Genomic DNA, 25,093 nt, shown 5'->3' on the forward strand with positions numbered 1-25,093 from the left:
GAACACATCACTAACCAATACATTAACCGTTATTCCAATCTATTTTTCTGGATACGTACATGACAATGGCCAAGATTAAAAACAGACCAATGCTACCCACAATAAGTGCATAGTTTTCCAACTGAATAATAACATAAATAAAAGTGTATAAAGCTGTTAATGAAAGCCCTATAAATACAGGGAACTTAAGCGTTTTTAAAATTGATTTTGAATATAAAGTTATAAGAACGATTACTGAAGTACCCGCTATTAAATAGGCTTTTAAAAAGTTACTATGCTCCGATATGGAAACCAACAGCGTGTAAAACATGGTGAGTGCCAGTCCAATCATTAAATATTGAAATGGGTGGATATCTATCTTGCTTAATGTTTGGATTAAAAAGAAAATTAAAAATGTTAATGCTATTACCAGAAAACCATATTTGGCAGAACGCTCGCTTTTTTGGTATTCGTCCACCGGAATCATAAAATTGACACCGGAAGCAAATTCGGTTAAATCGGGGATGACGTTTTTATATTCTTGGGAAAATGGCCTGTTAAGTTCAAGAATTTTCCATTTGGCATTAAAACCATTTTCATTTATTTTATCGTCATTGTAAGGCAAAAATTCCCCAATAAAGTTAGCTGTTTTCCAATTGGAGGTTATTTCGGCTTCCGTAGTTTTTCCAACGGGTATAAAACGTATTTGTTCACTTCCTTTAATTTTTAAATTGATGTTAAAAGACATATTATCAAGTTTAGAAGCATCGATGTTGTTAAGATTTTTGGTCTCCAGGGTATGTAATGTTAACTGTAGTGGATTGTTAATTTTCGATTTATTGTATTTAGATGTTATGGGGTAGTTTTTGTTTTGAAATGAAACCTCGGCACCATAAACGCCCTTAACATTGGAAGATTGAATAATTAATTTCACTTTATCCCAAATAATATGTTTTGAATCTATTTCAAGATTATTAAAATCGGGGGTGCTAAAGGCTCCATTAATTTTTATGGTGCTGTTATAAACGGCAGTTCCATAAATACCTCGTTTCTTTTCTTCGGGATTGATGTTTGAATTTATTTTTAAGTTCTCCGGAAAGAAATAAGCATACTCAATGTTTTCAATGGTTTCGTTGTAAACGCTTTTAGTGGTTATATCGGTAACCGTTTTCTCTTTGAAGGTTTTGTATGGAATTTCCAGAATAGGCCCATAAATAAGTAATTCATTGCCCCATTGTTGATTTATTTCATTTAATGCGGTTTCTTTTCTTAAAGAACGTTCACGGATAAGTTCCCCTATAAACGCTAAAGGAATTAATAAAATAATAATTAAAAAGCCTACCATCAGCATTCTTGCCGTGATAGATGTTTTTAGCCAATTTCCAAATTTGCTTTGCTGTGGTGTGTTTGTGTTTTCCATGTTTGTGATTTTAAAGTACTTTGAAATACAAAGTAAAAGATTAAAAAAATTTAAGTTTCTTTTTGTAATTGACTTCGTCGAATCTTCGATTTCCTGCGAAGGCAGGAAACTTAGTGTTTATTGATTATTTTTTCGAGGGCGTCTAGATGTTTTTTAAATTCCAATTCACCCAATTGGGTGGTACTATAACGCGTATTTGGTTTTCTGCCAATAAATTGTTTTTCTACTTTTATATAGTTGGCAGTTTCCAATGCTTTGGTGTGGCTTGCCAAATTGCCATCTGTGGCTTCCAGTAATTCTTTTAGCATATTAAAATCGGCGTACTCGTTCACCATTAAAATAGACATAATGCCTAATCTAATACGGTGATCGAATACTTTATTTATGTTGTTTATGATGCTCAAAATGAATGTTTAATTGTGGATGCGTTTATTTGTTCAATTACCTCAAATTATTTCTAGAAACCATTTTCTAATTAACATCATACTTTAAATGCATCCAAGTGCCATAAATAATGTGCATAAGTCCAAAGCCTATAACCCAAAACCAAAAGCCATATCCCGGAAACATAGCAGCAATTAAACCTAAAATTATTTCAATATAACCTAAATATCTAATGTCGCCAATGCTGTATTTTGAAGCGTTCACCAAAGCCAAACCATAAAATATAAGCATTAAGGCTCCAGCTTGGCCATATTTTTGTTGGTCTAAAATTATTAATATGTAAAGACCGCCAACGACTAACGGAATTAAGAAATTAATAATTAACCGTTTGGATGTAGAATCCCAAATTTTTGCTCCATTTTTCTTTGCTTTTTTTGTGGTTAAATAAATGCCTGTCACAATGCTTAGAAAAGCGACTAAAATCAAAATCAACACACAAAGTCTAAATATGTAGCCATCAAGTATTAAATAGTCTCTGTTGGAAGTGGATACTAACCAATAGGCAATAGCTGCTCCAATGATAGCATAAGTTCCTGCTAATATCCCCGATAAACCACTCAATGAAATAAAGCGGGACGATTTGTTCATTAAATCTTTAATCTCGCTGAGGTCTTTTAAATAATCTTTTGATTCCATTATAAAGTACTTTGAAATACAAAGTAAATAAATTTAATTGAAATAAAATAATTTATTTTATAATAAAAAAGCAATCCGTTTAGATTGCTTTTTTAAATATACTTTTAGTAAGGATAAAATATTAAGATTTCAAAGGTTCAAAAGATTGGCTAAATTTAATCATTTGATCCAATTCGGAAACTAAGCCATCAATACTTCCTCCAAAACCAACAGATTTGAATTTTATTTTACCATCTGGTCCTATAATAAATTTTGTGGGAATGCCATTAACATTATAATCCTTAACCATTTTATAATCATTTCCATCTTGTGATAATTTATAATCAAACAAAACATTAAATGAATATTTATTGTCTTTAATAAATTTAACAACGTTTTTATTTATTTCATCTTCTGTACCATTTTCTAAAGTGTCTATAAATAAAAACACAACGTCTGGGTTGTCTTTATATTTATTTACAGCGGCTTGCATGGCTGGGAAAGATTGTATACAGGGGCCACACCAAGTTGCCCAAAAATCTAATATCACAGTTTTACCTTTCAAGCTTGCTAATGAAACTTCTTCGTTATTAAGATTTTTCATTGTAAATTCAGGTGCTTCCTCATCAATTACTTTTTTTCTCAGCTCAGCTGTAAAAGTTTCTTCTGAAATAGCTTCAAGATTATTTAAATAATCATAAAAACCTTCGTCAGAGCCTTTATTGACGACATAGGCTTGTTTTAGGTATTGTTTTGTTTTTTGATTACCGTTGCCATCTTTTATGAATTGTGCAGCTTCTTTTTCAATAGCTTCAAACTGTTCGTTTTTGGTCATAAATTCAATGTATCTTTCAATAACGCCATCTTTATCTGCCTTGCCTTTTTTTATTGAGTATGCTACTGGTTTTTGGTATGCTATGGCTTCCTCAGTTTTACCTTGCTTGTCTAATATGAAAGCATAAGTATCTGCATACATGAAGTAACTTGATTCTGTGTTTTTTTTATGCTGGCTTTCGGTTACAAAAGTACTTTTTTCACCTTTTTTTACTAAGTCAAGTGATTTTTTTGAGATTTCTGATGCAAAATCTAAATTCTCATCTTTAAGCGCCATGTTCCAAGCTATACTATTGTACATGCTAGCCAAACTAGATTCATTTGTTATTAGTTTGGAATATTTAAAAAAGCTTTCATAATCCTTATCTTTTAAGGATTGATTAGCAATTTCTCTAGCCATATAATCTTTTATGTTTATATCATTTTTACTTTTTGCTTTTGCCGAAAATTCTTCAAATACAGATATCTTCTTATTTAAATCTTTTTCTTGGAAAAACAAATTCATGAATTTATTTTTCGCTGCATTACCATTAGGAAATTTTGTGGCAACAATGTCATTGATGGAATCGGCTTTTTCCCTTTCTTTAAGTATATGGTATAAATTGATGAGTTTGGAATACTCTTTTTCGGTGAGTTCTGTTTTGCTTTCAAGGCTGTCTATTTCTTCGTTGATTATTATTTTTCCAGAAACCTTATCTTGTGTATGTAGCTCATTTAAATAGGCCAAACCAAGTTTTTCTTTTACTTCTGGATAATTATTAATATCTGTTTTTAATAATGAAAGTGTTTTTTGCTTATCTACCTTAATACCATGGGCATCACCGTATCTTAAAAAATAATTCCCTAAGCTAGCATTGCTTCCGGGAATTTGCTTTTGGCTTTCATCATAAAGCAAGACTGTGTAACCGTTATTTTTATTGTTGTAATAGGTTTCTCCAGATTTAAAATTAAAGGCTAATGCTTTTGCAGAATCTGGTATTTTAATGTAACCTACCCAGTTTCCGTTATCTGTTTTTTTTAGGTTAATGTCTTCTGGATACATATTTCCATCCACTAGATAATAGAAAAGCGATTCAAATTCATTGTCATCCTCTACAGAATTTTGTTCAAGGGAATAACTTAATTTTAGCGAATCTCCTGGTTTTGGAAATGTTTTGGAGATATGAAGTTCCCCAATATCCAATCCTAAATCTTCTTTTTCTTTTTGGCAGGAAACCAATAGCAAGATTAATAATAGTGCGGTGGTTGGTACATGTAATGTTTTCATAATAAATAGTTTAGATTGATGATTAAAGCCTTCAATGTAGTCAAAAAAATATAAAAGTAAGAAAATTTAACATATTATTTTGATGCCCGTAAAATTTAGAAAGATTGTTTTTTTAAAATAGATGGGCTTATTTGGATGTTAAGCAATAGTTTTGTAGCTATGCTTTTTTAAGCACAATAATTTAAACAACGTTTTACCGTGAAACCCGTAGAGCACTATTTTCTTAATCAAAAAGAGCCATACCAATCCATTATGCTTTATGTAAGAAGCATTATTTTAAATACGCTTCCAGAAGTTGAGGAACGCTACAGTTATAAAATACCGTTTTATAATTGCCATAAAAAGCCGATGATTTATTTGAATGTTTTAAAAGGAACCAACCATGTAGATGTCACTTTTGTGCAAGGCATATTATTGGAAAAACAGTTTCCTATTTTAAAGAATGATAACAAACGGAAGCAAGTACGTTCTATCCAATTGAAAACCTTAGAAGATTTAGATCATGATAATTTCGTTGAATTATTGCATGAAGCATCTGCTTTATTAGTAAGAAGTAAAAAAGCATGGTTTATTTAACCAAGGCTATTTACGGTTTTTCTAATGGCTACCAAATTAGTTAATAATTTTTCCAAAAGATCTAAATGTAGCATATTGGCACCATCACTTTTAGCATTGGCCGGATCGAAATGGGTTTCAATAAACAAGCCATCCACATTATTTACAATGCCGGCACGGGCAATAGTCTCAATCATATCTGGTCTGCCACCCGTAACACCACTCGATTGATTGGGTTGTTGCAAAGAATGCGTCACATCTAGAATAGTTGGAGCATATTGGCGCATGGTTGGTATGCCACGAAAATCCACAATCATATCTTGATAGCCAAACATGGTACCTCTATCGGTAATCCATGCCTTTTCATTGCCAGAATCCTTAACTTTTTGTACAGCATGTTTCATGGCTTCCGGACTCATAAATTGTCCTTTTTTTAAATTGACCACTTTACCAGTTTCAGCTGCAGCTACAAGCAAATCGGTTTGGCGTACCAAAAACGCAGGGATTTGAAGCACATCAACATATTGAGCAGCCAAATGTGCATCAGAAATTTCATGAATATCTGTTACCGTAGGTATGCCAAATGTATCGGATACCTTTTTTAAAATTTTCAAGGCTTTTTCGTCTCCAATTCCTGTAAAACTATCCACTCTACTACGATTCGCTTTTTTAAAACTGCCTTTAAAAACATAAGGTATTTCCAATTTATTGGTAATGGTCACAACTTTTTCGGCAATTCTTAAAGCCATGTCTTCACCTTCAATGGCACAAGGGCCACAAAGCAAAAAGAAGTTATTGGCATTTATATGGTTCAGTTTTGGTACGTCTTGAAGATTCATAAGCTTACTGTTTTCATGAAATTTAAGGGTACAAAGATACTATTAATGCACTTACTAGGAACAAATTTTATTCGATTGTAAAAACATCTAAAGGAATTGCTAAATTGGTTTAGGGTTTATATTAATAATAACTAAATTCAAAAAAACCATTTGCATTATGTAATTTTTAAACTTAAAATCACATAATGCAAATGGCTAGGTAGTGTGTCTGGATTTAGTTTGGGCTAAACAAGACTGTTTCTTCAACTAATGATGGTCCAGATTTAACTAAACGTTTTCCCTCGTCATCGTTTGTATATTGTTCGAAGTATTTAATGTAACGAGTGGCTAAATCCTTAGCTTTTTCAGTCCATAAATCTTCTTTTGCGTAAGTAAATCTTGGGTCAAGTATACCTTCACTTACATTTGGCAATGCTGTTGGAAATGTTAAATTCAAATATGGAATTGTTTTGTATTCTGCTTTGTCAATATCACCATTTATAATAGCATCTATAATAGCTCTTGTGTTTTTTAAAGAAATGCGTTTTCCAGTACCATTCCAACCAGTGTTTACTAAATATGCTTTAGCATTGTGTTCTTTCATTTTTCCAATTAATGTTTTAGAATACATTGTTGGGTGTAATGTTAAGAATGCTTCACCAAAAGCTGGAGAGAATGATGGCTCTGGAGCCGTAATTCCACGTTCTGTTCCCGCTAATTTAGAAGTATATCCACATAAAAAATGGTACGCTGCTTGATCATCAGTTAATACGGATACTGGTGGCAATACACCAAAGGCATCAGCTGAAAGGTAAATAATTTTGCTAGCATGTCCAGCTTTCGATGGTAATACAATTTTGCTAATATGGTAAATTGGGTAAGAAACTCTTGAGTTTTCAGTAATAGAATGGTCATAATAATTGATTTCACCATACTCGTCAACAATCACATTTTCTAATAAAGCATCTCTTTTGATAGCTCTCCAAATGTCTGGCTCATTGTTTTCACTTAAGTCAATTACTTTTGCATAACAACCACCTTCATAATTAAAAACGCCATTGTCATCCCAACCATGTTCGTCATCACCAATTAAATAACGTTTTGGATCGGCAGATAAAGTTGTTTTTCCGGTGCCTGAAAGTCCGAAGAAAACGGCAACATCACCATCTTCGCCTACGTTTGCAGAACAGTGCATAGAAGCCATGCCTTTTAATGGTAGGTAGTAGTTCATCATAGCAAACATCCCTTTTTTCATTTCGCCACCATACCAAGTACCTCCAATAATTTGAATTTTTTCGGTCAAATTAAATAATACATAATTTTCAGAGTTTAAACCATGTTCTTTCCAGTTTGGGTTTGTTGCTTTTGATGCGTTCATTACAATAAAATCTGGTTTACCAAAGTTTTCCAATTCATAAATGGATGGTCTAATAAACATATTTGTAACAAAGTGTGCTTGCCAAGCAACTTCCATGACGAAACGAACTTTTAGTCTAGTATCAGCATTTGTACCACAAAAGGCATCAACAACATACAGTTTAGGGGATGTTGAAAGTTGTTCTAATGTTAAGGCTTTTAAATCATCCCAAACGGCTTTGGTTGTTGGGTAATTTGGAGTGCTAATGCCATATTCTTTATCCCAACAAATAGTGTCTTTAGTAATCTCATCTTTTACAATATACCTGTCTTTAGGTGAGCGACCTGTAAAAACACCAGTTTTAACAGCAATGCTACCCGTATCAGTTAAGGCACCTTTTTCATAGCCTTTTCGTTTATGAGATATTTCGGCTTGAAATAATTCTTCGTATGAGGGGTTGTAAGATACCTCATGATATCCAGTAATTCCTAAATCGTGCAACTCCTGAATGATTTTAATATTTTTCATTTTTAAATTATTTATGTTTTTATTATTACATTTTGTTATCGGAAATCTTTTGTTTTTTATTTATTGCCCTTCAAAGGTAGATACACCAATCTTATATTAAAATGACAAATGTCATGTACTGATTTTTTATGTAATATTTGAAATGAAAACCTAATTGTTTGCTGTTTATCTTGAAATATTTTTAAAATACTATGTAAAATGAAGTCTTATATTTTATATTATTAAGGTTAAATTTATTTATAAGTAGAAGTAAGCTTATTAATGTGTGGTTTTTAAACTAATATGTTGATATATAGGAGGATAAAATATATTGGGATATTACTAAATTACAATAAAAAATCTTCTTTTTAGTAGGAGAATATCGTATTAATTAGGATTTTCCAAAATAAAATTATTGTAATATAAATTAAATTATTATGGTTACCTTTGCACGCTTAAAATAAGGCATCAGTATGGCTAATATTAAAAACATTGCAATTATTGCACACGTTGACCACGGTAAAACCACGTTGGTTGATAAAATTATGTACCATTGTCAGTTATTCCGTGAAAACGAAAATACTGGCGATTTAATTCTGGATAACAACGATTTAGAGCGCGAAAGAGGTATCACGATTACTTCAAAAAACGTTTCGGTGATTTATAAAGAAACCAAGATTAATATTATAGATACCCCTGGTCACGCCGATTTTGGTGGTGAAGTTGAGCGTGTACTTAATATGGCAGATGGTGTTTTGTTGTTGGTAGATGCTTTTGAAGGCCCTATGCCACAAACACGTTTTGTGTTGCAAAAAGCGATAGATTTAGGTTTGAAACCTTGTGTGGTTATTAATAAAGTTGATAAAGAAAACTGTACGCCAGAAGAGGTGCATGAAAAAGTGTTCGATTTAATGTTTGAATTGGGTGCGGAAGAATGGCAATTGGATTTTCCAACGGTTTACGGTTCGGCAAAAAATAATTGGATGAGTGATGATTGGAGAAACCAAACAACTAATATTGAGCCTTTGCTAGATATGGTTATTAGTCATATTCCAGCGCCAAAAATTGAAGAAGGTACAACCCAAATGTTAATCACATCTCTGGATTTCTCATCATTTACAGGTCGTATCGCCATCGGACGTTTAACGCGTGGTGGTTTAAAAACAGGACAAAATATTTCTTTGGTAAAAAGGGATGGCAGTATTGTAAAATCAAAAATTAAAGAAGTTCATATTTTTGAAGGTTTAGGCCGTAAAAAAGTAGATGAAGTTCAAACAGGGGATATTTGTGCACTTGTTGGTTTGGAAGGTTTTGAAATTGGTGATACGGTTGCCGATTTCGAAAATCCTCAAGGATTGAAAACCATCGCTATCGATGAGCCAACCATGAGCATGTTGTTTACTATTAACGATTCACCTTTCTTCGGAAAAGATGGAAAGTTTGTAACCTCCCGACATATTAAAGACCGCTTGAAAAAAGAGTTGGAGAAAAACTTAGCTCTTAGGGTTGAAGAAACTGATAGTGCGGATAAATTTATGGTTTATGGACGCGGTGTATTACACTTATCTGTTTTAATTGAAACCATGAGACGTGAAGGTTATGAACTTCAAATTGGTCAGCCACAAGTAATCATTAAAGAAATCGATGGTGTTAAATGTGAACCGGTAGAAGAAATGACGATTGATTTACCAGAAGCGGTATCAGGAAAAGCGATTGAAATGGTGAGCTTACGTAAAGGGGAAATGACTAGTATGGAAGCAAAAGGCGAACGTATGGTTTGTCAGTTTTTAATGCCTTCCAGAGGAATTATAGGTTTACGTAACCAATTATTAACAGCTACGGCTGGAGAAGCTATTATGGCACATCGTTTTAAAGAATACCAACCGTTAAAAGGGGGCATTCCAGAACGTCAAAACGGCTCTTTGGTTTCTATGGAAAAAGGTCAGGCCATTCCATATTCCATTGATAAATTACAAGAACGAGGTAAGTTTTTTATTGATCCGGGAGAAGATATTTATGAAGGCCAAGTTATTGGAGAGAATTCACGCGGTGATGATATGGCCGTTAACGTTACTAAAACCAAAAAGTTAAGTAACGTGCGCTCATCTGGAGCAGACGATAAAGCTAAGATTGTACCAGCCATTAAGTTTTCTTTGGAAGAAGCTTTGGAATATATACAAAAAGACGAGTACGTAGAAGTAACTCCTAACCATATTAGATTACGTAAGATTTATTTAAGCGAAGTAGATAGAAAACGTAACAAAGGCATGTAAAATTTCGGTAGTTGAAACCGCAGAATGGATTGATTATTCTAACCATTGCTATTGTTTTATTACCCTATTAATGATAAAGTATTAAAAACAGTAAATGCCCTTAGGTATTTACTGTTTTTTTTTAAGCTATTTTCTTCAATCTATATGTAAGTCCTTTATTATTGCCATCATAACCATTTATAGTAATCTGTATTACTTGTGAAATAAAAATATGGTATAACTATTTATAATTTTAAAACAATTTTAACAATTACAAATACCTCATGTAATACGTTACTTGATTTTGTATATTTGATTTCTCTTAACTATTTTAATCTAAGCTCATTGTTTTTTTGTTTGGTATTAAAATGACAAAACCATCAACCAAAAGTAAATTGTTATTAATTGAAAAAATTAATAGATTATATTAACGATAATGTTTTAATAAAGATTACTTCATTAAAAACTGCTTCTGTAATTACCAGGATAATCGCGGGCATATTAACTTCAAAAGCCATAGCTATTTTTATTGGCGCTGAAGGTTTGGCATTAATAGGTAATTTGCGAAATTTTGTTGGGTCAGCGCAAGCTATCGCAACTCTTGGTTTTTATAATGGAGTTGTTAAATACGTTTCAAATTTTAAAGATGATTTGCATAACCTAAGTAAAACACTTTCAACAGTTTTTTATTTCGGATTTATTTCCACTATTATAGTGTCATTCTTTTGCTATTTTAAAGCTGATTCAATCAATGATATCATTTTTCCAACCTACAATAATTATGGGTACATCATTAAAATTTTTGCTATCGTCCTTCCCTTTTATTCTTTGAATATGTTTTCCTTTTCTATAATGAATGGATTTTCAAAATATAAAATCCTCATCATTATAAATATTATCGGACAGATTTTAGGGGTATCGATAGCCGTTCTTTTAATTTATCAAAATAGGATAGATGGCGCCTTAATATCTGTGGTCATTGCAGAATCCATTATATTTTTAATCACTTTGGTAGGAATAATAAATAGAAGAAGTTTGGCGCCATTAATACAGGTGAAGCAAGTTAGTTGGACTTTTTTAAGAAATATGGGGCCTTATTCCGTCATGGCATTGTTTTCAGTTGTTATTCTTCCTCTTGTTACATTGGTAATTCGATCGTATATTATAGAAAATGTTGGCTATAAAGATGCGGGCTTTTGGGAGGCTATGACACGTATTTCTAAATATTATTTAATGCTTGTTACCTCTTTAATGGCCGTATACATGTTGCCTAGGTTTTCTGAGATTGATAACATAAAAGAATTCCGGAAAGAAGTTTGGAGTTTTTATAAAGCAGTAATGCCCTCATTTATTATTGGGTTGTTTGTTATATATTTATTTAGATCGTACATCGTAGCATTTATATTTTCAAAAGAATTTGAACCCGTAGGAGGTTTGTTTTTATGGCAGTTGTTAGGCGATCTTCTTAAGGTTTTATCTATGGTAATTGTGTATCAGTTTTTAGCAAAAAAGATGTTTTGGCATTATTTAGTAACCGAGATTTTCTTTTTGGTTATGTTATATCTTACAAGTATTTATTTCGTTGATATATACGGAGCTAAAGGTGCTGTTATAGGTCATTTTGTTAGTTATTTAGTATATTATGCCATTGTTTTATTAATATTTGGAAGCTCTATTTTTAGGGTGGATACGAATAAAGAGGATTAGAGAGGGAGGTCATTTATTAAATGGCTTTTAGCAATTAATATTTACATGATTCTGTAAATCAGAAACTTTTCAATTATATTTTGAAATGATAAACTTTTTAGATTTAAAAAAAATAAATGCTGAATTTGATAGTGAATTAAAGGAGGCGTTTGATATTTTTTTAAAATCTGGTAGGTTTATTCTTGGAGATCAAGTTTCAAATTTTGAAGTGGAATTTGCTAATTATTGTGGTGCAAAATATTGTATCGGAGTAAGTAATGGGTTAGATGCCTTGCGTTTAATTTTTGAAGCTTATAAAACTATTGGGGTTTTAAATGAGGGAGACGAAATTATTGTGCCTTCAAATACCTATATTGCATCTATTTTATCTATAAGTAGTGCTAAATTAAAACCCGTTTTGGTAGAGCCAGATGTTAATACTTATAACATAGATGTATTCAAGTTAGAATCTGTTTTAACCTCTAAAACAAAAGCGATTTTGGGAGTTCACTTGTATGGTCAGCTATATAAAGTAATTGAATTAGAAAGGTTTTGTGAGGCTCATGGTTTAATTTTAATTGAAGATGCGGCTCAAGCACATGGAGCCGTTTTTTTAGATGGTAGAAAAGCCGGAAATGTTTCAGATGCAGCAGCATTTAGTTTTTATCCAACCAAAAATTTAGGGGCTTTGGGAGATGCAGGAGCAATAACCACTAACAATTCTAATTTAGCAGATGTTATATTTAAACTTAGAAATTATGGCAAGAAAACATCAGATACAAATGACATAAAAGGATATAATTGCAGATTAGATGAATTGCAGGCAGCATTTTTACTTGTAAAATTAAAGCAACTCGATTTTATTAATGAAAAGAGAAGAAGGATAGCCACTTTTTATCTTAACAATATTAATTCAAATCAGATTATATTGCCAGAGTGTAAAGATATAAAACAACATGTATTTCATCTTTTTGTAATAAGAAGTAAAAGCAGAAATAGGCTAAAAGAATATTTGTTCAAAAATGGTGTTGAAACATTAATTCACTATCCAATCCCAATTCATCTTCAAAAGGCATACAGCGAATTGAATGAATTAGATTTACCAATAACTAATAAGTTGCATGATGAGGTTTTAAGCATCCCTCTAAATCAATCATTGGAAGCAGATGAGATTGATATAATTGTCAGTTTGTTGTCTAATTTTAAATAGTAATTGGAAGCTGATAAAGATTCATATAGACAAATTATTAAGACCACTTCATTGTTTGGAGGGGTACAAATTTTTAGTATTTTGATATCCTTGGCTAAATCTAAAGTTGCAGCTCTACTAATAGGTGTTTCTGGCATGGGGGTTTTTGGGATATTGACTTCTACACTTAATATTATATTGACTTTAACTAGATGTGGTTTAGATATTAGTGCTGTAAAGGAAATAGCATCTGTTAATAATAATCCAGAAAAGGATAAATTACCTAAAATAGTAACAGCTACTATTCAATTTACATGGATTACGGGTATTATTGCTGCCATGATAGTTTTAATTATGTCTCCTTGGCTAAGTTTAATAGCTTTTGGTAATAAAAATTATAGTTTGTTTTTTGTTATAATTTCAATTGCCATATTATTCAATCAATTAACCATTGGTAATCTGGCAGTATTACAAGGATTAAAATCTTTAAAAGAGTTGGCTAAAATTACAGTTTTAGCAAGTTTCTTTAGTTTAATGCCCACTACTATTATTTATTATTTGATTGGAGAAAAGGGGATCCCTTGGGTTATATCAATAACGGCAATCATTGGGTTTTTACTTTCAAAATATTATATTAATAAGTTAGAAATTAAAAAAGTAAATCTTCCCATAAATGAGTTAATTAGTAGCAGTAAAAATCTTATAAGGCTTGGGTTTGTTTTAAGTTTAGCAAGTTTGACCTCACATTTTGTGGTCTATGCAATTCAAATATTCATAACCAAAGAAGGAGGAATCAATGAGGTTGGATTGTATAATTCTGGAATAATGTTGATTCATTCTTACGTTGCTATTTTTTTTAATGCCATAAGTAAAGATTTTTTCCCAAGACTTGCAGAGGTATCAAAAGACAACACATTAATTAAAAAGATGGTAAATCAACAAGCATCAATGTCTATATTATTATTGACGCCACTTATAATTATTTTTTTAGTTTTTAGACCCTTTATAGTTACTTTAATATATTCTAAAGAATTTTTGCCGATTTTAGGAATGATAACTTATGGGGTTTTATCAATTTTATTTAAAGCTGCTTCGTGGCCAATGGGTTTTGTTATTATTGCCAAAGGAAATTCTAAGTTATACTTTGTTACTGAATTGATTTCTAATGTGATATTGTTTATTTCAGTAGTTATTGGATATGATTTATATGGATTAACGGGGTTAGGATTGGGCTACTTGATTTACCATATATTAGACTTTTTAATTGTAAAGTTTGTTGTTTTTATAAAGTATCAGTTTCTTTTCGATGTAAAGTTTAATAAACTTTTTTTAATATGTGTTTTCCAATGTTTGGCAATGATATACTTATTGCAAATTGAATACCTAGCTTTAAAATTTAGTTTAATGACTATACTTGCATCTTTTTCAATTATTTTTGCAATAATCAAGCTAAATGGTTATGTGGGTTTAAAAGATTTTTTAAAAAATATCTTGAAGAAATAAAAATAGTTTTATGATTTATAATTGTGTTTTGGGGTTAAATAGGATAAAGATAATAGACATTCCAAAAATTAAAGATGTTAGAGGAAATCTTTCCTTTGTTGAAAAGGACATATTGCCTTATACAATTAAAAGAGTCTATTATTTATATGATGTTCCTAGTGGAGCCTACAGAGGAGGACATGCACATTATGAACAGCAAGAATGTTTAATAGCGTTGAGTGGTAGTTTTGATGTTACATTAACTGATGTTTATGGAGAAAAAAAGACAATAACACTTAATAAGCCAAATGTAGGATTGTTAATTCCTAATATGATTTGGCGTGAGTTGGATAATTTTTCATCTGGTGCAGTTTGCTTAGTAATAGCATCGGATGTATTTTTAGAAGAAGATTATATTAGGGACTTTAATTATTTTAAAAGTTTTAAATAAAGTTTTTTTCTTAGTCTTATAACATTTCTTATCCAAGGGTATTGACTAGCTAGATAATGGATTATATCTAATATTTTTTTGTTTTTTATTGCCTTGAAAGCTGCTTTTCCTTCTGTTTTTTTTTCGTAATTTCCAGCGTCTGCTAATACCGATTTATAATGATTTTTTAAATAGATTTCCTTAAGTTTTTCTGAAAAATTATATTTTGAGCTGAAATAAAGGAATAATTTTTGCATTTGATTTCTAAGAAAATAAATTCTTTCGAAACAATTTTTATGAGAATAAGAAGAGGGATGAATTCTGTAAATATGCAATGATTCGTTAATTCTATCAAAATCACAATGCATTACCATATCTACTAAAATAGGGTAATCTTCAATAGTAATGTTTTCTTTTATGTAATAATCAAAATCTACATATTTATACAATGATTCTCTATTAAAACATACGCCAATAGGTATCACTTTCCCTAATAACAAACGTTCTTTATACTCTTCATTAGAAACTAAAATATTTTCTTTATTGTCAAACTCTACAATAGTTTTGCCATCATTTAACAATTTATCGTAACCAGAATCTATAAAGCCCAAATTAGGATTATGCTTTAAAATATCTATTATTTTTTGGAATGCAACATCACTTTTAATAACATCATCGGCATCAAAATTGAAAACGAAGTTACCATTACACCTATCTAATGTTGCTTTAAAATTTTTTAAAATGCCTAATTGAGACGTATTTGTTTTTATATTGAATAAATTTGGATATTTAATTGCATAATTATTCAGGATTTCAAAAGTTTTGTCTGTGGAGCAATCATCACCAACAATTATTTCAAAATTATAAGAACATTTCTGTTTTAAAATCGATTTTAAAGCATCCTCAATATAGTCTTCGCTATTAAAGGCCATTAACAAAACTGAAAGTTCAGTCATTATTTATTAATGGATTTGTTAGATTTTTGCTCATGATAAATATAATACTTGTAATTGTTAGGTAAATTTAGCAAATAAAGTTAAAATGTTATTTTTAAAATATAAGCAAAGCCACTATATGATTTTGGAAATTCTTATAAGTACCATGAATAGAGAAGATCTTGCTTTTCTAAATAAAATTTTTGGTAATAATAATTTTAAGGATTACCAAATTTTAATAATTAATCAAACTACACCCAAAAAGCTTTTAAAGTCTGATTTTAAAAATATAAGGGTAATTAATAGTTTCGATTTAGGACTTACAAAAAGTAGAAACTTAGCAATTGTAAATGCGATTGGTGACATTTGTTTGATAGCAGATGATGACGTGGAGTATGTGTTGGATTTTGATAAAATTATAATAAGCTCTTTTTCAGCATTAAAACACGCATCTGCCATTCGTTTTAGAATAGGAACGTTTACCGGTAAGGATTATAAAAATTACCCATTAAAGAGTAAAAGATTAATTAATAAAAAAGATATTATAGATGCTTCCTCAATAGAAATAGCTTTTAAAAGGAATGAGATAATTAATAAAATCTCTTTTAATACTTTTTTTGGACTAGGGTCTTATTTTACTTGTGGTGAAGAATACTTGTTTTTAAAAGAAATGATAAATAAAAAACTTCAAGTTTATTATCAAAATGATACAATAGTAAAACACTCATTCGAAAGATCAACTGATAATATAGCGGGCGATGATTTTGTAAAAGCACAAGCGGCACTTTACTATCATGATTATAAAAATTTAAGTTATTTATTGTTAATTAAGTTTATTTTTTTTCTCTTAAGAAAGAGCATGATTTCATATAGTCAAATACTAGATAAGTATAATAAAGGATTATCTGGCATTACAATTTATAAGAAGTTGGAAAGAGAAAATCCTTTAGATTAAGGACATCTTTTCATGAATAGGAACTAAAATAAAAGTTATTTGAAATTAAAAAAACATGAAATTTTTTAATAAATTTAATTACTCCTTTTGGAAGTCTTATGAGTATTTTCTGTTTAGAATTTAAATTGTTAAAATCAATTTCGTTTTTAAGTTTTAAATAAAGGTGTTTTTCATCATTTATTCTACTTCTTATAGCCAATGCATATCGGTTCACATCTAAATATAATTTTAGGGATGGATTGCCAATTTCTTCTTTTAAATAATTATTAATAAAATCATAACGGATACTATTAAACTCACTTTTGGACAAACTGTCATCAATATATGCTTTGTATGACATGGTAATCACTGGATTAAAACTCACTTTGTAATGAAGGGCAAATCGAACCCATAAATCTGAATCCTGACCGGTTTTTAAATTGGGTTTAAATCCTCCTAAAATTTTAAATTTTTCTTTTGAAAACGCAACAGCAGATGTTAACGCAACAGTATTTATTATGCTTGCTTTAAAATAATCTTCTACTAGTAAGCAATCATTTTTGTAATCAAAATTAAATTTAGCCATGCTACTAAAATTTTCTTTATGAAAAATTTCGTAATTATTGCAAAATAACCCAGCGTTTGGAAATATATCAATTTGTTTTTTTAATTCAATGAGATGATGGTTATGCCATAGATCATCAGCATCAAGCAATGCTATATAATTGGAGTTTGCATAATCGATTCCGTTATTTCTAGCTATTGAAACGCCTTGATTAGTTTGCTTTAATAATTTTATTTTCTCAGATTTAAATGATGATGCCATTTTATGACTATCATCTGTACTTCCATCATCAACAATAACAATTTCAAAATCTTGAAAAGATTGATTCAAAACACTTTTAATGGTATCTTCAATAAAAGTTTCTTTATTATATAATGGAATTACTACTGAGAAGAAAGGCATTATATTAGGGTTTTTAATTGAAAATAATATCCTATTCGATATATGTCTTACGATAATGTGGATAGATAATTTGACTTTAAAAATATGGGTTTTTAAACAATATTAAAAATTACTGTAGCAACCTAACCATATTTAGTTTTTCAATGTCTACTATATTTAACCCTTCCTTTGCACAACCTCATAAACTTGGTTGTCGTCGCATTTCAATGTTTTGCTAGGATATTTTAATAACAACGCATAATCGTGTGTGGCCATCAGTATGGTATTGCCGTTTTTGTTTATTTCTTGTAACACTTCCATAACTTCAATGCTGGTTTGCGGATCTAAATTACCTGTAGGCTCATCAGCTAAAATAAGTTCTGGATTATTAAGTAACGCTCTGGCAATAGCGATACGTTGTTGCTCACCACCAGAAAGTTCGTGCGGATATTTAAAGCCTTTGGTCTTCATATCAACTTTAGCCAAAACTTCTTCTACGCGCGTATTCATTTGGGTTTGGTCTTTCCAACCGGTGGCCTTTAGAACAAATAGTAAATTTTCGTTGATGGTTCTATCGGTCAGTAATTTAAAGTCCTGAAAAACGACTCCAAGTTTTCGTCTTAAAAAGGGGATATCATCTTCTTTTAGAGTTTTTAAATCGTATTCCACAATATGACCTTCCCCTTCAGTTAAAGATAAATCACCATAAAGGGTTTTCATAAAACTACTTTTGCCAGATCCTGTTTTGCCTATCAAGTAAACAAAATCCCCTTTATTAATTTCAACATTAACATTAGAAAGAACTAGGCTATCACCTTGATATATAGATGCATTTTTTAATTGTAGAATAGGGTTTGGCATAAAATGAATGGATTTTTTAATCGTGTTGTAAATGTATTATTTAAAAGTTAAAAGTTGAAAGTTAAAAGTGAAAAGTTTAGAGTAAGCAATTGTTAGCACTTAAATTATTAACGGTTTATTCATCTAAATATTGATTTTTTTCGTTTTTAATAAGTCGGTTTATAATTCTAACACAATTGTTACGTTATAGGTTTTATATTAAATTATCTTTGATTTCAAAATAAAAACGAATTGTCAATGACAAAAAATAATAGTATTTCCCTCGTGGTTGCTCTCACTTTTTGCTATCAGGTTATAGCACAGCAATCTGCAACATATACCAGTGATTTGGTAGATTTCCAAAAAGCATTAACGTTATATAACAATCAGCAATATTTAGCATCACAATCGTTATTTGCCACCATTCAAAAAACAGCTAAAGAAGACGTTTTAAAATCAGATTGTGCCTATTATATAGCCAATTGTGCAGTGCGTTTAAATCAACAAAATGCTGATAGATTGGTTGAAGATTTTGTAGAAGATTATCCCACAAGTACCAAACGAAATACGGCTTTTGTAGATGTTGCCGATTATTATTTTGTTAATGGAAAATTTCCACATGCCTTAAAATGGTATGATAAGGTTGATGAGGATGCCTTGAGTAGAAAAGAAATGGAAAAATTCAATTTTAATTATGGATATTCTGCGTTTTCAGCAAAGCAATATAAAGCGGCCAAAGAATATTTGGGCAAAGTTGAAAACTCTCAAGAATATGGTTCGCAAGCCAAATATTATATTGGATTTATGGCTTATGAAGGAGATGATTACGAACAGGCCAATCAATACTTTGAACAAGTGGGCGACCAAGAACGTTACAAAGAAAAGCTCTCTTATTATCAAGCGGATTTAAATTTCAAGCTCGGGAAATTTGAGGAAGCAATTAAATTAGCTAAAGAACAGTTGGCTAAAGGGGACCAAAGTGAAGTGTCCGAACTTTCAAAAATTATTGGTGAAAGTTATTTCAACTTAAATGAATATGCCGCAGCCATTCCTTATTTAAAAGCGTATAAAGGCAAAAATGGGAAGTGGAACAATATTGATTTTTACCAATTAGGGTATGCCCATTACAAACAAGGCGATTATGATAGTGCTATTTCAGAATTCAATAAAATAGTTGGAGGTAACGATGCTACTGCCCAAAACGCTTATTATCACTTAGGTGAAAGTTATATTAAACTCAATAAAAAACAAGAAGCTTTAAATGCGTTTAGAAATGCATCGCAAATGACTTTCGATTTAAAAATTCAAGAAGATGCGTGGTTAAATTATGCTAAAATTAGTTATGAAATTGGTAATCCATATCAATCTGCTCCGCAAGTTTTGGCTGAGTATTTAAACAAATATCCAAAAACCACTTATAGGGAAGAGATTGAAACACTTTTAATCGATTCTTACATCACGTCTAAAAATTATACCGAAGCCCTTAAACTTTTGGAAGGAAAAAATAGTTTTGAAAACAAAGTGGCTTTACAAAAAGTGGCTTTTTATAGAGGATTAGAGGTATATAATGAGGGCAATTATTTGGAAGCTAAATCGCTTTTTGATAAATCTTTAAAAGAACCAAGGGATAATAATTACACGGCTAGAGCAACCTTTTGGAAAGCTGAAACGGATTATAATTTAAATAATTATGATGAAGCTTTGGTGGGCTTTAAGCAATTTTCTCAGCAAGCATCAGCCTCATCAACTCCAGAAAACACAAACATTGATTACAATTTAGCTTATACCTACTTTAAGCTAAAAAATTATCCGCAAGCAAGTCAACATTTCAATCAATTCATCAATAAAAGAAAAGATGATAAGGTAAGATTGAATGATGCGTATTTACGTTTGGGAGATACCTATTTTGTGTCCAGTGATTATAATGATGCTGCAAGAGCTTATGAAAACGCTATCAAGTTAAACGAGATGGATTCCGATTATCCATTTTTTCAAAAAGCCATTAGTGCAGGTTATGGCGGTAACGATTCAAAAAAAATATCGGAACTGGAACAATTTATTTCAAAATATCCAAACTCCAAACTTCGCGATGATGCCATGTATGAATTGGGCAATTCTTATGTAAAAGCCAATCAAACAGAAAAAGCGATGACTATGTATGATCGCTTAAACGAAGAATACCGTATGAGTTCGTTTGTACCAAAATCATTATTACGTCAAGGCTTGGTATACTATAATGGAAGTAATAACGAACAAGCTTTAACGAAGTTTAAAAAAGTAGCAACCGATTTTGCCGGAACTCCCGAAGCGGTTCAAGCGGTATCTACGGCCAGACTTATTTATATTGATATGGGACGTGTGGATGAATATGCGGCCTGGGCTAAAACCTTGGATTTTGTGAATGTTACGGACGCCGATTTAGATAACGCGACGTATGAGGCGGCCGAAAAACAGTATTTGGATAACAATACCGATAAAGCCATTAAACAATTTAATGGTTATCTAACACAATTCCCTAACGGTCTCCATGCCTTACAAGCGCATTTTTATATAGCTCAAATGTATTATAAGCAAGGGTTGACAGACAATGCCGCCCCGCATTATAAATTTGTTGCCGAGGCATCACGAAGTGAATTTACGGAAGAAGCCTTAGCGCGTTTGTCACAACATTATTTGGAAGCCAAAAATTGGAATGCCGCCATTCCGCTATTAAAAAGATTGGAAACGGAGGCAAATTTGCCTCAAAACGTGGTATTTGCCCAATCCAATTTGATGAAGGCGCAATACCAACTAGAAAAATATACCGATGCCATTTCTTATGCTGAAAAAGTATTGGAAAATTCAAAAATCGATAATAAAATCAAGAGCGATGCCCATGTTATTATTGCACGTTCTGCCATTAAAATGAATGATGAAACGAAAGCAAAAGCAGCTTTTGCTAAGGTGGAAGACGTAGCAACTGGAGAAACAGCAGCCGAAGCGCTTTATTACAATGCCTACTTTAAAAACAAAGAAGGCAACTTTGAAGCATCCAATACTGCGGTTCAAAGATTGGCTAAAGATTTTTCAGGATATAAATATTACAGTGCCAAAGGATTGGTGCTTATGGCTAAGAATTTTTATGCATTAAAAGATGCGTTCCAAGCCACCTATATTTTAGAAAGCGTTATTCAGAATTTCCCAGAGTTTACTGATGTGGTTGCCGAAGCCAAAACAGAGTTAAGCAAAATAAAAGCTGAAGAGTCCAAAACAAATTCATCGGTTCAACCACAAGGCAATTAGTTTTGTTAGTCGTGAATCGTGAAACGGGAGTCAATATCGTAAATCATAAATCGTAAATAAAAAAATATGCGTCAGCACATAAAAAATATCATATTACTAGTAGTAACATTAAATATATCGGTATCATTTGCTCAAGATAGAGAAAAAGACACCATCAGAACAGGGGTTATAGATGTTGTAAGGCCTTATACACCTTCCATATCGGATGCATTTAAGGTAAAGGAAACCCCAAATTTAGACGATGATGCCACCACTAAAAAAAAGGAAATAAAGTATAATATTTTTTCAATTCCAGTGGCATCAACCTTTACGCCTGCTAAAGGAAAAGCGGCCGTTGTAGAACAAAAAGCTCCCGAAAAAATATTTGATAATTATGCAACGTTGGGTGTAGGTACCTATACCACCATTTTGGGTGAGGTATATGTAAGCCATGCGTTGAGTAGAACGGAAAGCTTTGGGGGTTATATCAGTCATCATTCGTCGCAAGGTGGCATTGAAAATTTAGTGTTTGATGACAACTTTTCAAATTCAAAGCTTAATTTAAATTACGGGTCACATTTAAGGGATTTATCTTGGAATATAGAGGCTGGAGCTCAGCACCAAAACTATAATTGGTATGGTGTTCCGGAATTTCAATTGGATGAAGCTGAAACCGACCAAATTTTTGTAGGCCATTCCTTTTTTGGAGCGCATTTAGGTAGTGATATTTCATTTCATGATACCTACATAAATTCCGCGAATGTGTTTTTTAGACGCTTTGGAGATAACCGAGGTTCTGGCGAAAATAGGTTTACGGCGCAAATAAAAGCAGATATCCCTATTAATGGCGATGAAGAATTGGCCACGGTTTTAAAGTTCGATTATTTAGGAGGTGATTTTGATAGGAGATATGAACTAAATGAAGCATTAAAATATGGCAACTTTTTTGTGGGATTATCATCTGCTTATGAAATGAAACAAGATGATTTAACCATTAATTTAGGAGCTTCAGTTTTTTATTTGAATGACACCCAAGGTAGTGACAACAAAATATTTATCTATCCAAATATAACCGCAACATATCGTTTGGTTAACGATATTTTAATTGCTTATGGTGGTATTCAAGGGGATTTAATTCAAAATTCTTATTATGGTTTTGCGAGTGAAAACCCCTTTGTGTCTCCAACCTTATATATTCAGCCAACCGATCAATTGTACAATGCGTTTGTGGGGTTGAAAGGAAAAGTGTCCAGTCATGTGAGTTATAACTTTAATGGTAGATACATTTCAGATAGAAATAAGGCCTTATTCAGAAATAATGAGATAACATCCAATAGCGCTCAAGATTATTCTTACGGAAACTCCTTTGGCATTGTTTATGACGATGTAAAAACCTATAGTGTGGCTGGTGAAATTAATGTAGATGTCAATAGAAACTTTACCTTAGGCATGAAGGCAGAATATTTTGATTATTCGTCCGATACACAAGCTGAGGCATGGAATTTACCGGATTTTAAAGGCTCAGTATTTTTAGATTATCAAATAAGCGATAAGTGGTATGCTGGAGCTAATTTATTTTACATTGGCGAACGTAAAGACCAACTGTATTTAAATGATGGTTTCACGGTAGCTTCACCATTTACGGTAACTTTAGATAGTTATTTTGATGCCAATGCGCATATTGGGTATCACATTAACGATCAATTATCGGTATTTGCCAAAGGCAATAACTTAGCGAATCAAGGGTACCAACGTTGGCAAAATTTCCCGGTACAGAGTATTCAGTTTTTAGCTGGGGCGACTTATAAGTTTGATTTTTGACGCTTGGCTCACCCGGAACTTGTTTCCGGGTCTTATTGATATCTTATAATTCCCGCGAAAGCAGGAATCTCATCAATTGAAATTCATTGTTTAAATGAAAAAGATATTCTTTATCATTTTATTTCTCTGTTTTAATTTTTGTATTTCACAGGAAGTAATTCAAACATTAAATCTTTCAGATGCTGCTTTAGAATTAACTAAACATAAAGTAGTTTATGACCCTAGTTATTTTTCGATTAATTATCCTAATGGAGATGTTCCAAGTGATAAAGGCGTTTGCACAGACGTTATAATTAGAGCTTATAGGAAATTGGGTATTGATTTACAAAAAGAAGTTCATGAAGATATGAAAGCCCATTTCAAGTTGTATCCCAAGATATGGGGGTTGAAAACACCAGATAAGAATATAGATCATAGACGAGTTCCAAATTTAATGACTTATTTTGAACGTAAAGGGGCTACTAAACCAATAACTAATAGCGCTAAAGATTATATGCCTGGAGATATTGTTTGTTGGAATTTAGGAGGAACCATAACACATATTGGAATTGTAGTCAATAAGAAATCAAACGATGGAAAAAGATATTTGATTGTTCACAATATTGGTGGAGGGCAAGTTTTAGAGGATTGTTTGTTTAAGTTTAAAATAATTGGTCATTATAAACTCAAACCAACCTAGCCAAATAATCAAAATGCCCACCCTCCAATACCAATTCACATTTCAAACTAACGGTATCACAAGCCAGTTTTAAAGTATCAAAATCTAAATACAACCATTTCATAGGCGTTTCTTCCTCACCTTTGTAGCTTAAATAATAATCGAGTTCACCATAATAATTAGAATGCGCATCCATCCAAAAACCGCCATCTTCATCTTCGTACATATATTTAATATCTGAAGAATCGATTAAAATCTGTCCGTTAGGTTTTAGCAGACTTTTTAAATGAGTTAGATATTTAGACACTTGAGACAGTTCTTGAAAGATGCCTGTACCATTCATCAACAACAAAATAGTATCGAATGTTTCGGTTTCATCTAAAATATTTTTGACTTCTATATTGTTAAGACCTCGAAGTTTAGCAACTTCAATAGCACCTTTTGAAATATCAACGGCTTTGACATTAAAGCCTTTTTTCTGTAAATACAAGCTATGGTTTCCTGCGCCGCAGCCCACATCCAAAACAGAACCTTTAGCCAATTGCAATGCTTTTTTTTCTAGTTTGGGCATGTCTTTAAAATCCCGAAACAGATAGGGAAGTGGCAAATCATCTTCCTCAGAAATATTGGTGGACGTGATAAGGTCTTCGGTATAATGTCCGTTTTGGTAATCTAATAAAGCACGTCCAAATAGGTCTTTCATCAAAATATTATTTTTTTCCATTTCCGTGAAGACGGAAATCTTTTTATTTATCATTCCAATCTTAAAGGATTACTTCCATCCTAACTTCTCCATACAAATTTCTCATACTTCGAAAATCACTCGAAGTGACATTTGAGTTGTTAATGGTGTTTTTAGTTAG

The 25,093-nt window shown here is 31.6% G+C and carries 20 protein-coding genes; 10 read left to right on the forward strand and 10 right to left on the reverse strand.

The window, feature by feature from the left end:
- Window positions 1–22: 22 nt before the first annotated feature.
- The 4 genes from creD to CDH49_RS14435 all read right to left on the reverse strand — a co-directional run bounded on the left by creD (window position 23) and on the right by CDH49_RS14435 (window position 4,559).
- Window positions 23–1,399: a cell envelope integrity protein CreD gene (gene creD, locus CDH49_RS14420; RefSeq protein ID WP_100616242.1), complete on the reverse strand. Its 1,377-nt coding sequence runs from the start codon at window positions 1,397–1,399 to the stop codon at window positions 23–25.
- Window positions 1,400–1,509: 110 nt separating this feature from the next.
- Window positions 1,510–1,803 carry a winged helix-turn-helix domain-containing protein gene (locus tag CDH49_RS14425; protein WP_100616243.1) on the reverse strand — a complete coding sequence of 98 codons (294 nt, stop codon included), beginning with the start codon at window positions 1,801–1,803 and terminating at the stop codon, window positions 1,510–1,512.
- A gap of 67 nt (window positions 1,804–1,870) precedes the next feature.
- Window positions 1,871–2,479: a preprotein translocase subunit SecE gene (locus CDH49_RS14430; protein ID WP_100616244.1), complete on the reverse strand. Its 609-nt coding sequence runs from the start codon at window positions 2,477–2,479 to the stop codon at window positions 1,871–1,873.
- A gap of 121 nt (window positions 2,480–2,600) precedes the next feature.
- Window positions 2,601–4,559, reverse strand: coding sequence for a TlpA family protein disulfide reductase (locus CDH49_RS14435; RefSeq protein WP_100616245.1), 1,959 nt, complete (start codon window positions 4,557–4,559; stop codon window positions 2,601–2,603).
- Between the two features lie 198 nt (window positions 4,560–4,757).
- Here CDH49_RS14435 and CDH49_RS14440 point away from each other — a divergent pair, with 198 nt between their 5' ends.
- Window positions 4,758–5,135: a DUF1801 domain-containing protein gene (locus tag CDH49_RS14440; protein ID WP_100616246.1), complete on the forward strand. Its 378-nt coding sequence runs from the start codon at window positions 4,758–4,760 to the stop codon at window positions 5,133–5,135.
- On the opposite strand, the gene kdsA is transcribed toward CDH49_RS14440, so the two are convergent.
- Complete coding sequence (gene kdsA, locus CDH49_RS14445; RefSeq protein WP_100616247.1) at window positions 5,132–5,953, reverse strand: 3-deoxy-8-phosphooctulonate synthase; 822 nt, start codon at window positions 5,951–5,953, stop codon at window positions 5,132–5,134. The genes CDH49_RS14440 and kdsA overlap by 4 nt on opposite strands.
- Window positions 5,954–6,167: 214 nt before the next feature.
- Complete coding sequence (gene pckA, locus CDH49_RS14450) at window positions 6,168–7,817, reverse strand: phosphoenolpyruvate carboxykinase (ATP) (RefSeq protein WP_100616248.1); 1,650 nt, start codon at window positions 7,815–7,817, stop codon at window positions 6,168–6,170.
- A 452-nt stretch (window positions 7,818–8,269) separates the two neighbouring features.
- Between pckA and typA the strand changes: the two genes are divergently transcribed.
- From typA to CDH49_RS14475, 5 genes are all read left to right on the forward strand, one after another.
- Complete coding sequence (gene typA, locus CDH49_RS14455; RefSeq protein ID WP_100616249.1) at window positions 8,270–10,069, forward strand: translational GTPase TypA; 1,800 nt, start codon at window positions 8,270–8,272, stop codon at window positions 10,067–10,069.
- Between the two features lie 384 nt (window positions 10,070–10,453).
- Window positions 10,454–11,755: an O-antigen translocase gene (locus CDH49_RS14460; protein WP_100616250.1), complete on the forward strand. Its 1,302-nt coding sequence runs from the start codon at window positions 10,454–10,456 to the stop codon at window positions 11,753–11,755.
- 85 nt (window positions 11,756–11,840) lie between these two features.
- Window positions 11,841–12,944, forward strand: a complete 1,104-nt coding sequence (locus CDH49_RS14465) for a DegT/DnrJ/EryC1/StrS family aminotransferase (RefSeq protein ID WP_100616251.1) — start codon at window positions 11,841–11,843, stop codon at window positions 12,942–12,944.
- A 3-nt stretch (window positions 12,945–12,947) separates the two neighbouring features.
- Window positions 12,948–14,426 (forward strand): oligosaccharide flippase family protein, encoded by a 1,479-nt coding sequence (locus CDH49_RS14470; RefSeq protein WP_100616252.1) that lies wholly within the window; start codon window positions 12,948–12,950, stop codon window positions 14,424–14,426.
- A gap of 10 nt (window positions 14,427–14,436) precedes the next feature.
- Window positions 14,437–14,856 carry a sugar 3,4-ketoisomerase gene (locus tag CDH49_RS14475; protein ID WP_100616253.1) on the forward strand — a complete coding sequence of 140 codons (420 nt, stop codon included), beginning with the start codon at window positions 14,437–14,439 and terminating at the stop codon, window positions 14,854–14,856.
- Here CDH49_RS14475 and CDH49_RS14480 read toward each other — a convergent pair.
- A complete protein-coding gene (locus tag CDH49_RS14480; protein WP_100616254.1) occupies window positions 14,835–15,791 on the reverse strand; it encodes a glycosyltransferase family 2 protein in 957 nt (318 codons plus the stop codon). The genes CDH49_RS14475 and CDH49_RS14480 overlap by 22 nt on opposite strands.
- A gap of 145 nt (window positions 15,792–15,936) precedes the next feature.
- Between CDH49_RS14480 and CDH49_RS14485 the strand changes: the two genes are divergently transcribed.
- Entirely contained in the window at window positions 15,937–16,725 is a 789-nt protein-coding gene (locus CDH49_RS14485; RefSeq protein WP_157805330.1) for a glycosyltransferase family 2 protein, read from the forward strand.
- A 10-nt stretch (window positions 16,726–16,735) separates the two neighbouring features.
- Here CDH49_RS14485 and CDH49_RS14490 read toward each other — a convergent pair whose 3' ends face one another.
- Together CDH49_RS14490 and CDH49_RS14495 are read right to left on the reverse strand one after the other, a co-directional pair.
- Entirely contained in the window at window positions 16,736–17,671 is a 936-nt protein-coding gene (locus CDH49_RS14490; RefSeq protein ID WP_100616256.1) for a glycosyltransferase family 2 protein, read from the reverse strand.
- Between the two features lie 156 nt (window positions 17,672–17,827).
- Window positions 17,828–18,511, reverse strand: a complete 684-nt coding sequence (locus CDH49_RS14495) for a cell division ATP-binding protein FtsE (RefSeq protein ID WP_100616257.1) — start codon at window positions 18,509–18,511, stop codon at window positions 17,828–17,830.
- Window positions 18,512–18,748: 237 nt separating this feature from the next.
- Here CDH49_RS14495 and CDH49_RS14500 point away from each other — a divergent pair, with 237 nt between their 5' ends.
- From CDH49_RS14500 to CDH49_RS14510, 3 genes are all read left to right on the forward strand, one after another.
- Complete coding sequence (locus tag CDH49_RS14500) at window positions 18,749–21,772, forward strand: tetratricopeptide repeat protein (RefSeq protein WP_100616258.1); 3,024 nt, start codon at window positions 18,749–18,751, stop codon at window positions 21,770–21,772.
- 66 nt (window positions 21,773–21,838) lie between these two features.
- Window positions 21,839–23,572, forward strand: a complete 1,734-nt coding sequence (locus CDH49_RS14505) for a TonB-dependent receptor (RefSeq protein ID WP_100616259.1) — start codon at window positions 21,839–21,841, stop codon at window positions 23,570–23,572.
- A 94-nt stretch (window positions 23,573–23,666) separates the two neighbouring features.
- On the forward strand, window positions 23,667–24,251 hold the full coding sequence (locus CDH49_RS14510; protein ID WP_100616260.1) for a DUF1287 domain-containing protein: 585 nt from the start codon (window positions 23,667–23,669) through the stop codon (window positions 24,249–24,251).
- On the opposite strand, the gene CDH49_RS14515 is transcribed toward CDH49_RS14510, so the two are convergent.
- A complete protein-coding gene (locus CDH49_RS14515) occupies window positions 24,238–24,933 on the reverse strand; it encodes a class I SAM-dependent methyltransferase (protein WP_100616336.1) in 696 nt (231 codons plus the stop codon). The genes CDH49_RS14510 and CDH49_RS14515 overlap by 14 nt on opposite strands.
- Window positions 24,934–25,093: the final 160 nt, after the last annotated feature.

The organism is Confluentibacter citreus, assembly GCF_002807055.1.
GTDB classification, from domain to species: domain Bacteria; phylum Bacteroidota; class Bacteroidia; order Flavobacteriales; family Flavobacteriaceae; genus Confluentibacter; species Confluentibacter citreus.

Excerpts from the sequence above, each read along its gene's own strand:
- creD (WP_100616242.1), bottom strand. The coding sequence starts at position 1,399 with ATGGAAAACACAAACACACCACAGCAAAGCAAATTTGGAAATTGGCTA.
- CDH49_RS14430 (WP_100616244.1), bottom strand. The coding sequence starts at position 2,479 with ATGGAATCAAAAGATTATTTAAAAGACCTCAGCGAGATTAAAGATTTA.
- CDH49_RS14435 (WP_100616245.1), bottom strand. The coding sequence starts at position 4,559 with ATGAAAACATTACATGTACCAACCACCGCACTATTATTAATCTTGCTA.
- kdsA (WP_100616247.1), bottom strand. The coding sequence starts at position 5,953 with ATGAATCTTCAAGACGTACCAAAACTGAACCATATAAATGCCAATAAC.
- pckA (WP_100616248.1), bottom strand. The coding sequence starts at position 7,817 with ATGAAAAATATTAAAATCATTCAGGAGTTGCACGATTTAGGAATTACT.
- typA (WP_100616249.1), top strand. The coding sequence starts at position 8,270 with ATGGCTAATATTAAAAACATTGCAATTATTGCACACGTTGACCACGGT.
- CDH49_RS14465 (WP_100616251.1), top strand. The coding sequence starts at position 11,841 with ATGATAAACTTTTTAGATTTAAAAAAAATAAATGCTGAATTTGATAGT.
- CDH49_RS14475 (WP_100616253.1), top strand. The coding sequence starts at position 14,437 with ATGATTTATAATTGTGTTTTGGGGTTAAATAGGATAAAGATAATAGAC.
- CDH49_RS14480 (WP_100616254.1), bottom strand. The coding sequence starts at position 15,791 with ATGACTGAACTTTCAGTTTTGTTAATGGCCTTTAATAGCGAAGACTAT.
- CDH49_RS14485 (WP_157805330.1), top strand. The coding sequence starts at position 15,937 with ATGAATAGAGAAGATCTTGCTTTTCTAAATAAAATTTTTGGTAATAAT.
- CDH49_RS14490 (WP_100616256.1), bottom strand. The coding sequence starts at position 17,671 with ATGCCTTTCTTCTCAGTAGTAATTCCATTATATAATAAAGAAACTTTT.
- CDH49_RS14495 (WP_100616257.1), bottom strand. The coding sequence starts at position 18,511 with ATGCCAAACCCTATTCTACAATTAAAAAATGCATCTATATATCAAGGT.
- CDH49_RS14500 (WP_100616258.1), top strand. The coding sequence starts at position 18,749 with ATGACAAAAAATAATAGTATTTCCCTCGTGGTTGCTCTCACTTTTTGC.
- CDH49_RS14505 (WP_100616259.1), top strand. The coding sequence starts at position 21,839 with ATGCGTCAGCACATAAAAAATATCATATTACTAGTAGTAACATTAAAT.
- CDH49_RS14510 (WP_100616260.1), top strand. The coding sequence starts at position 23,667 with ATGAAAAAGATATTCTTTATCATTTTATTTCTCTGTTTTAATTTTTGT.
- CDH49_RS14515 (WP_100616336.1), bottom strand. The coding sequence starts at position 24,933 with ATGAAAGACCTATTTGGACGTGCTTTATTAGATTACCAAAACGGACAT.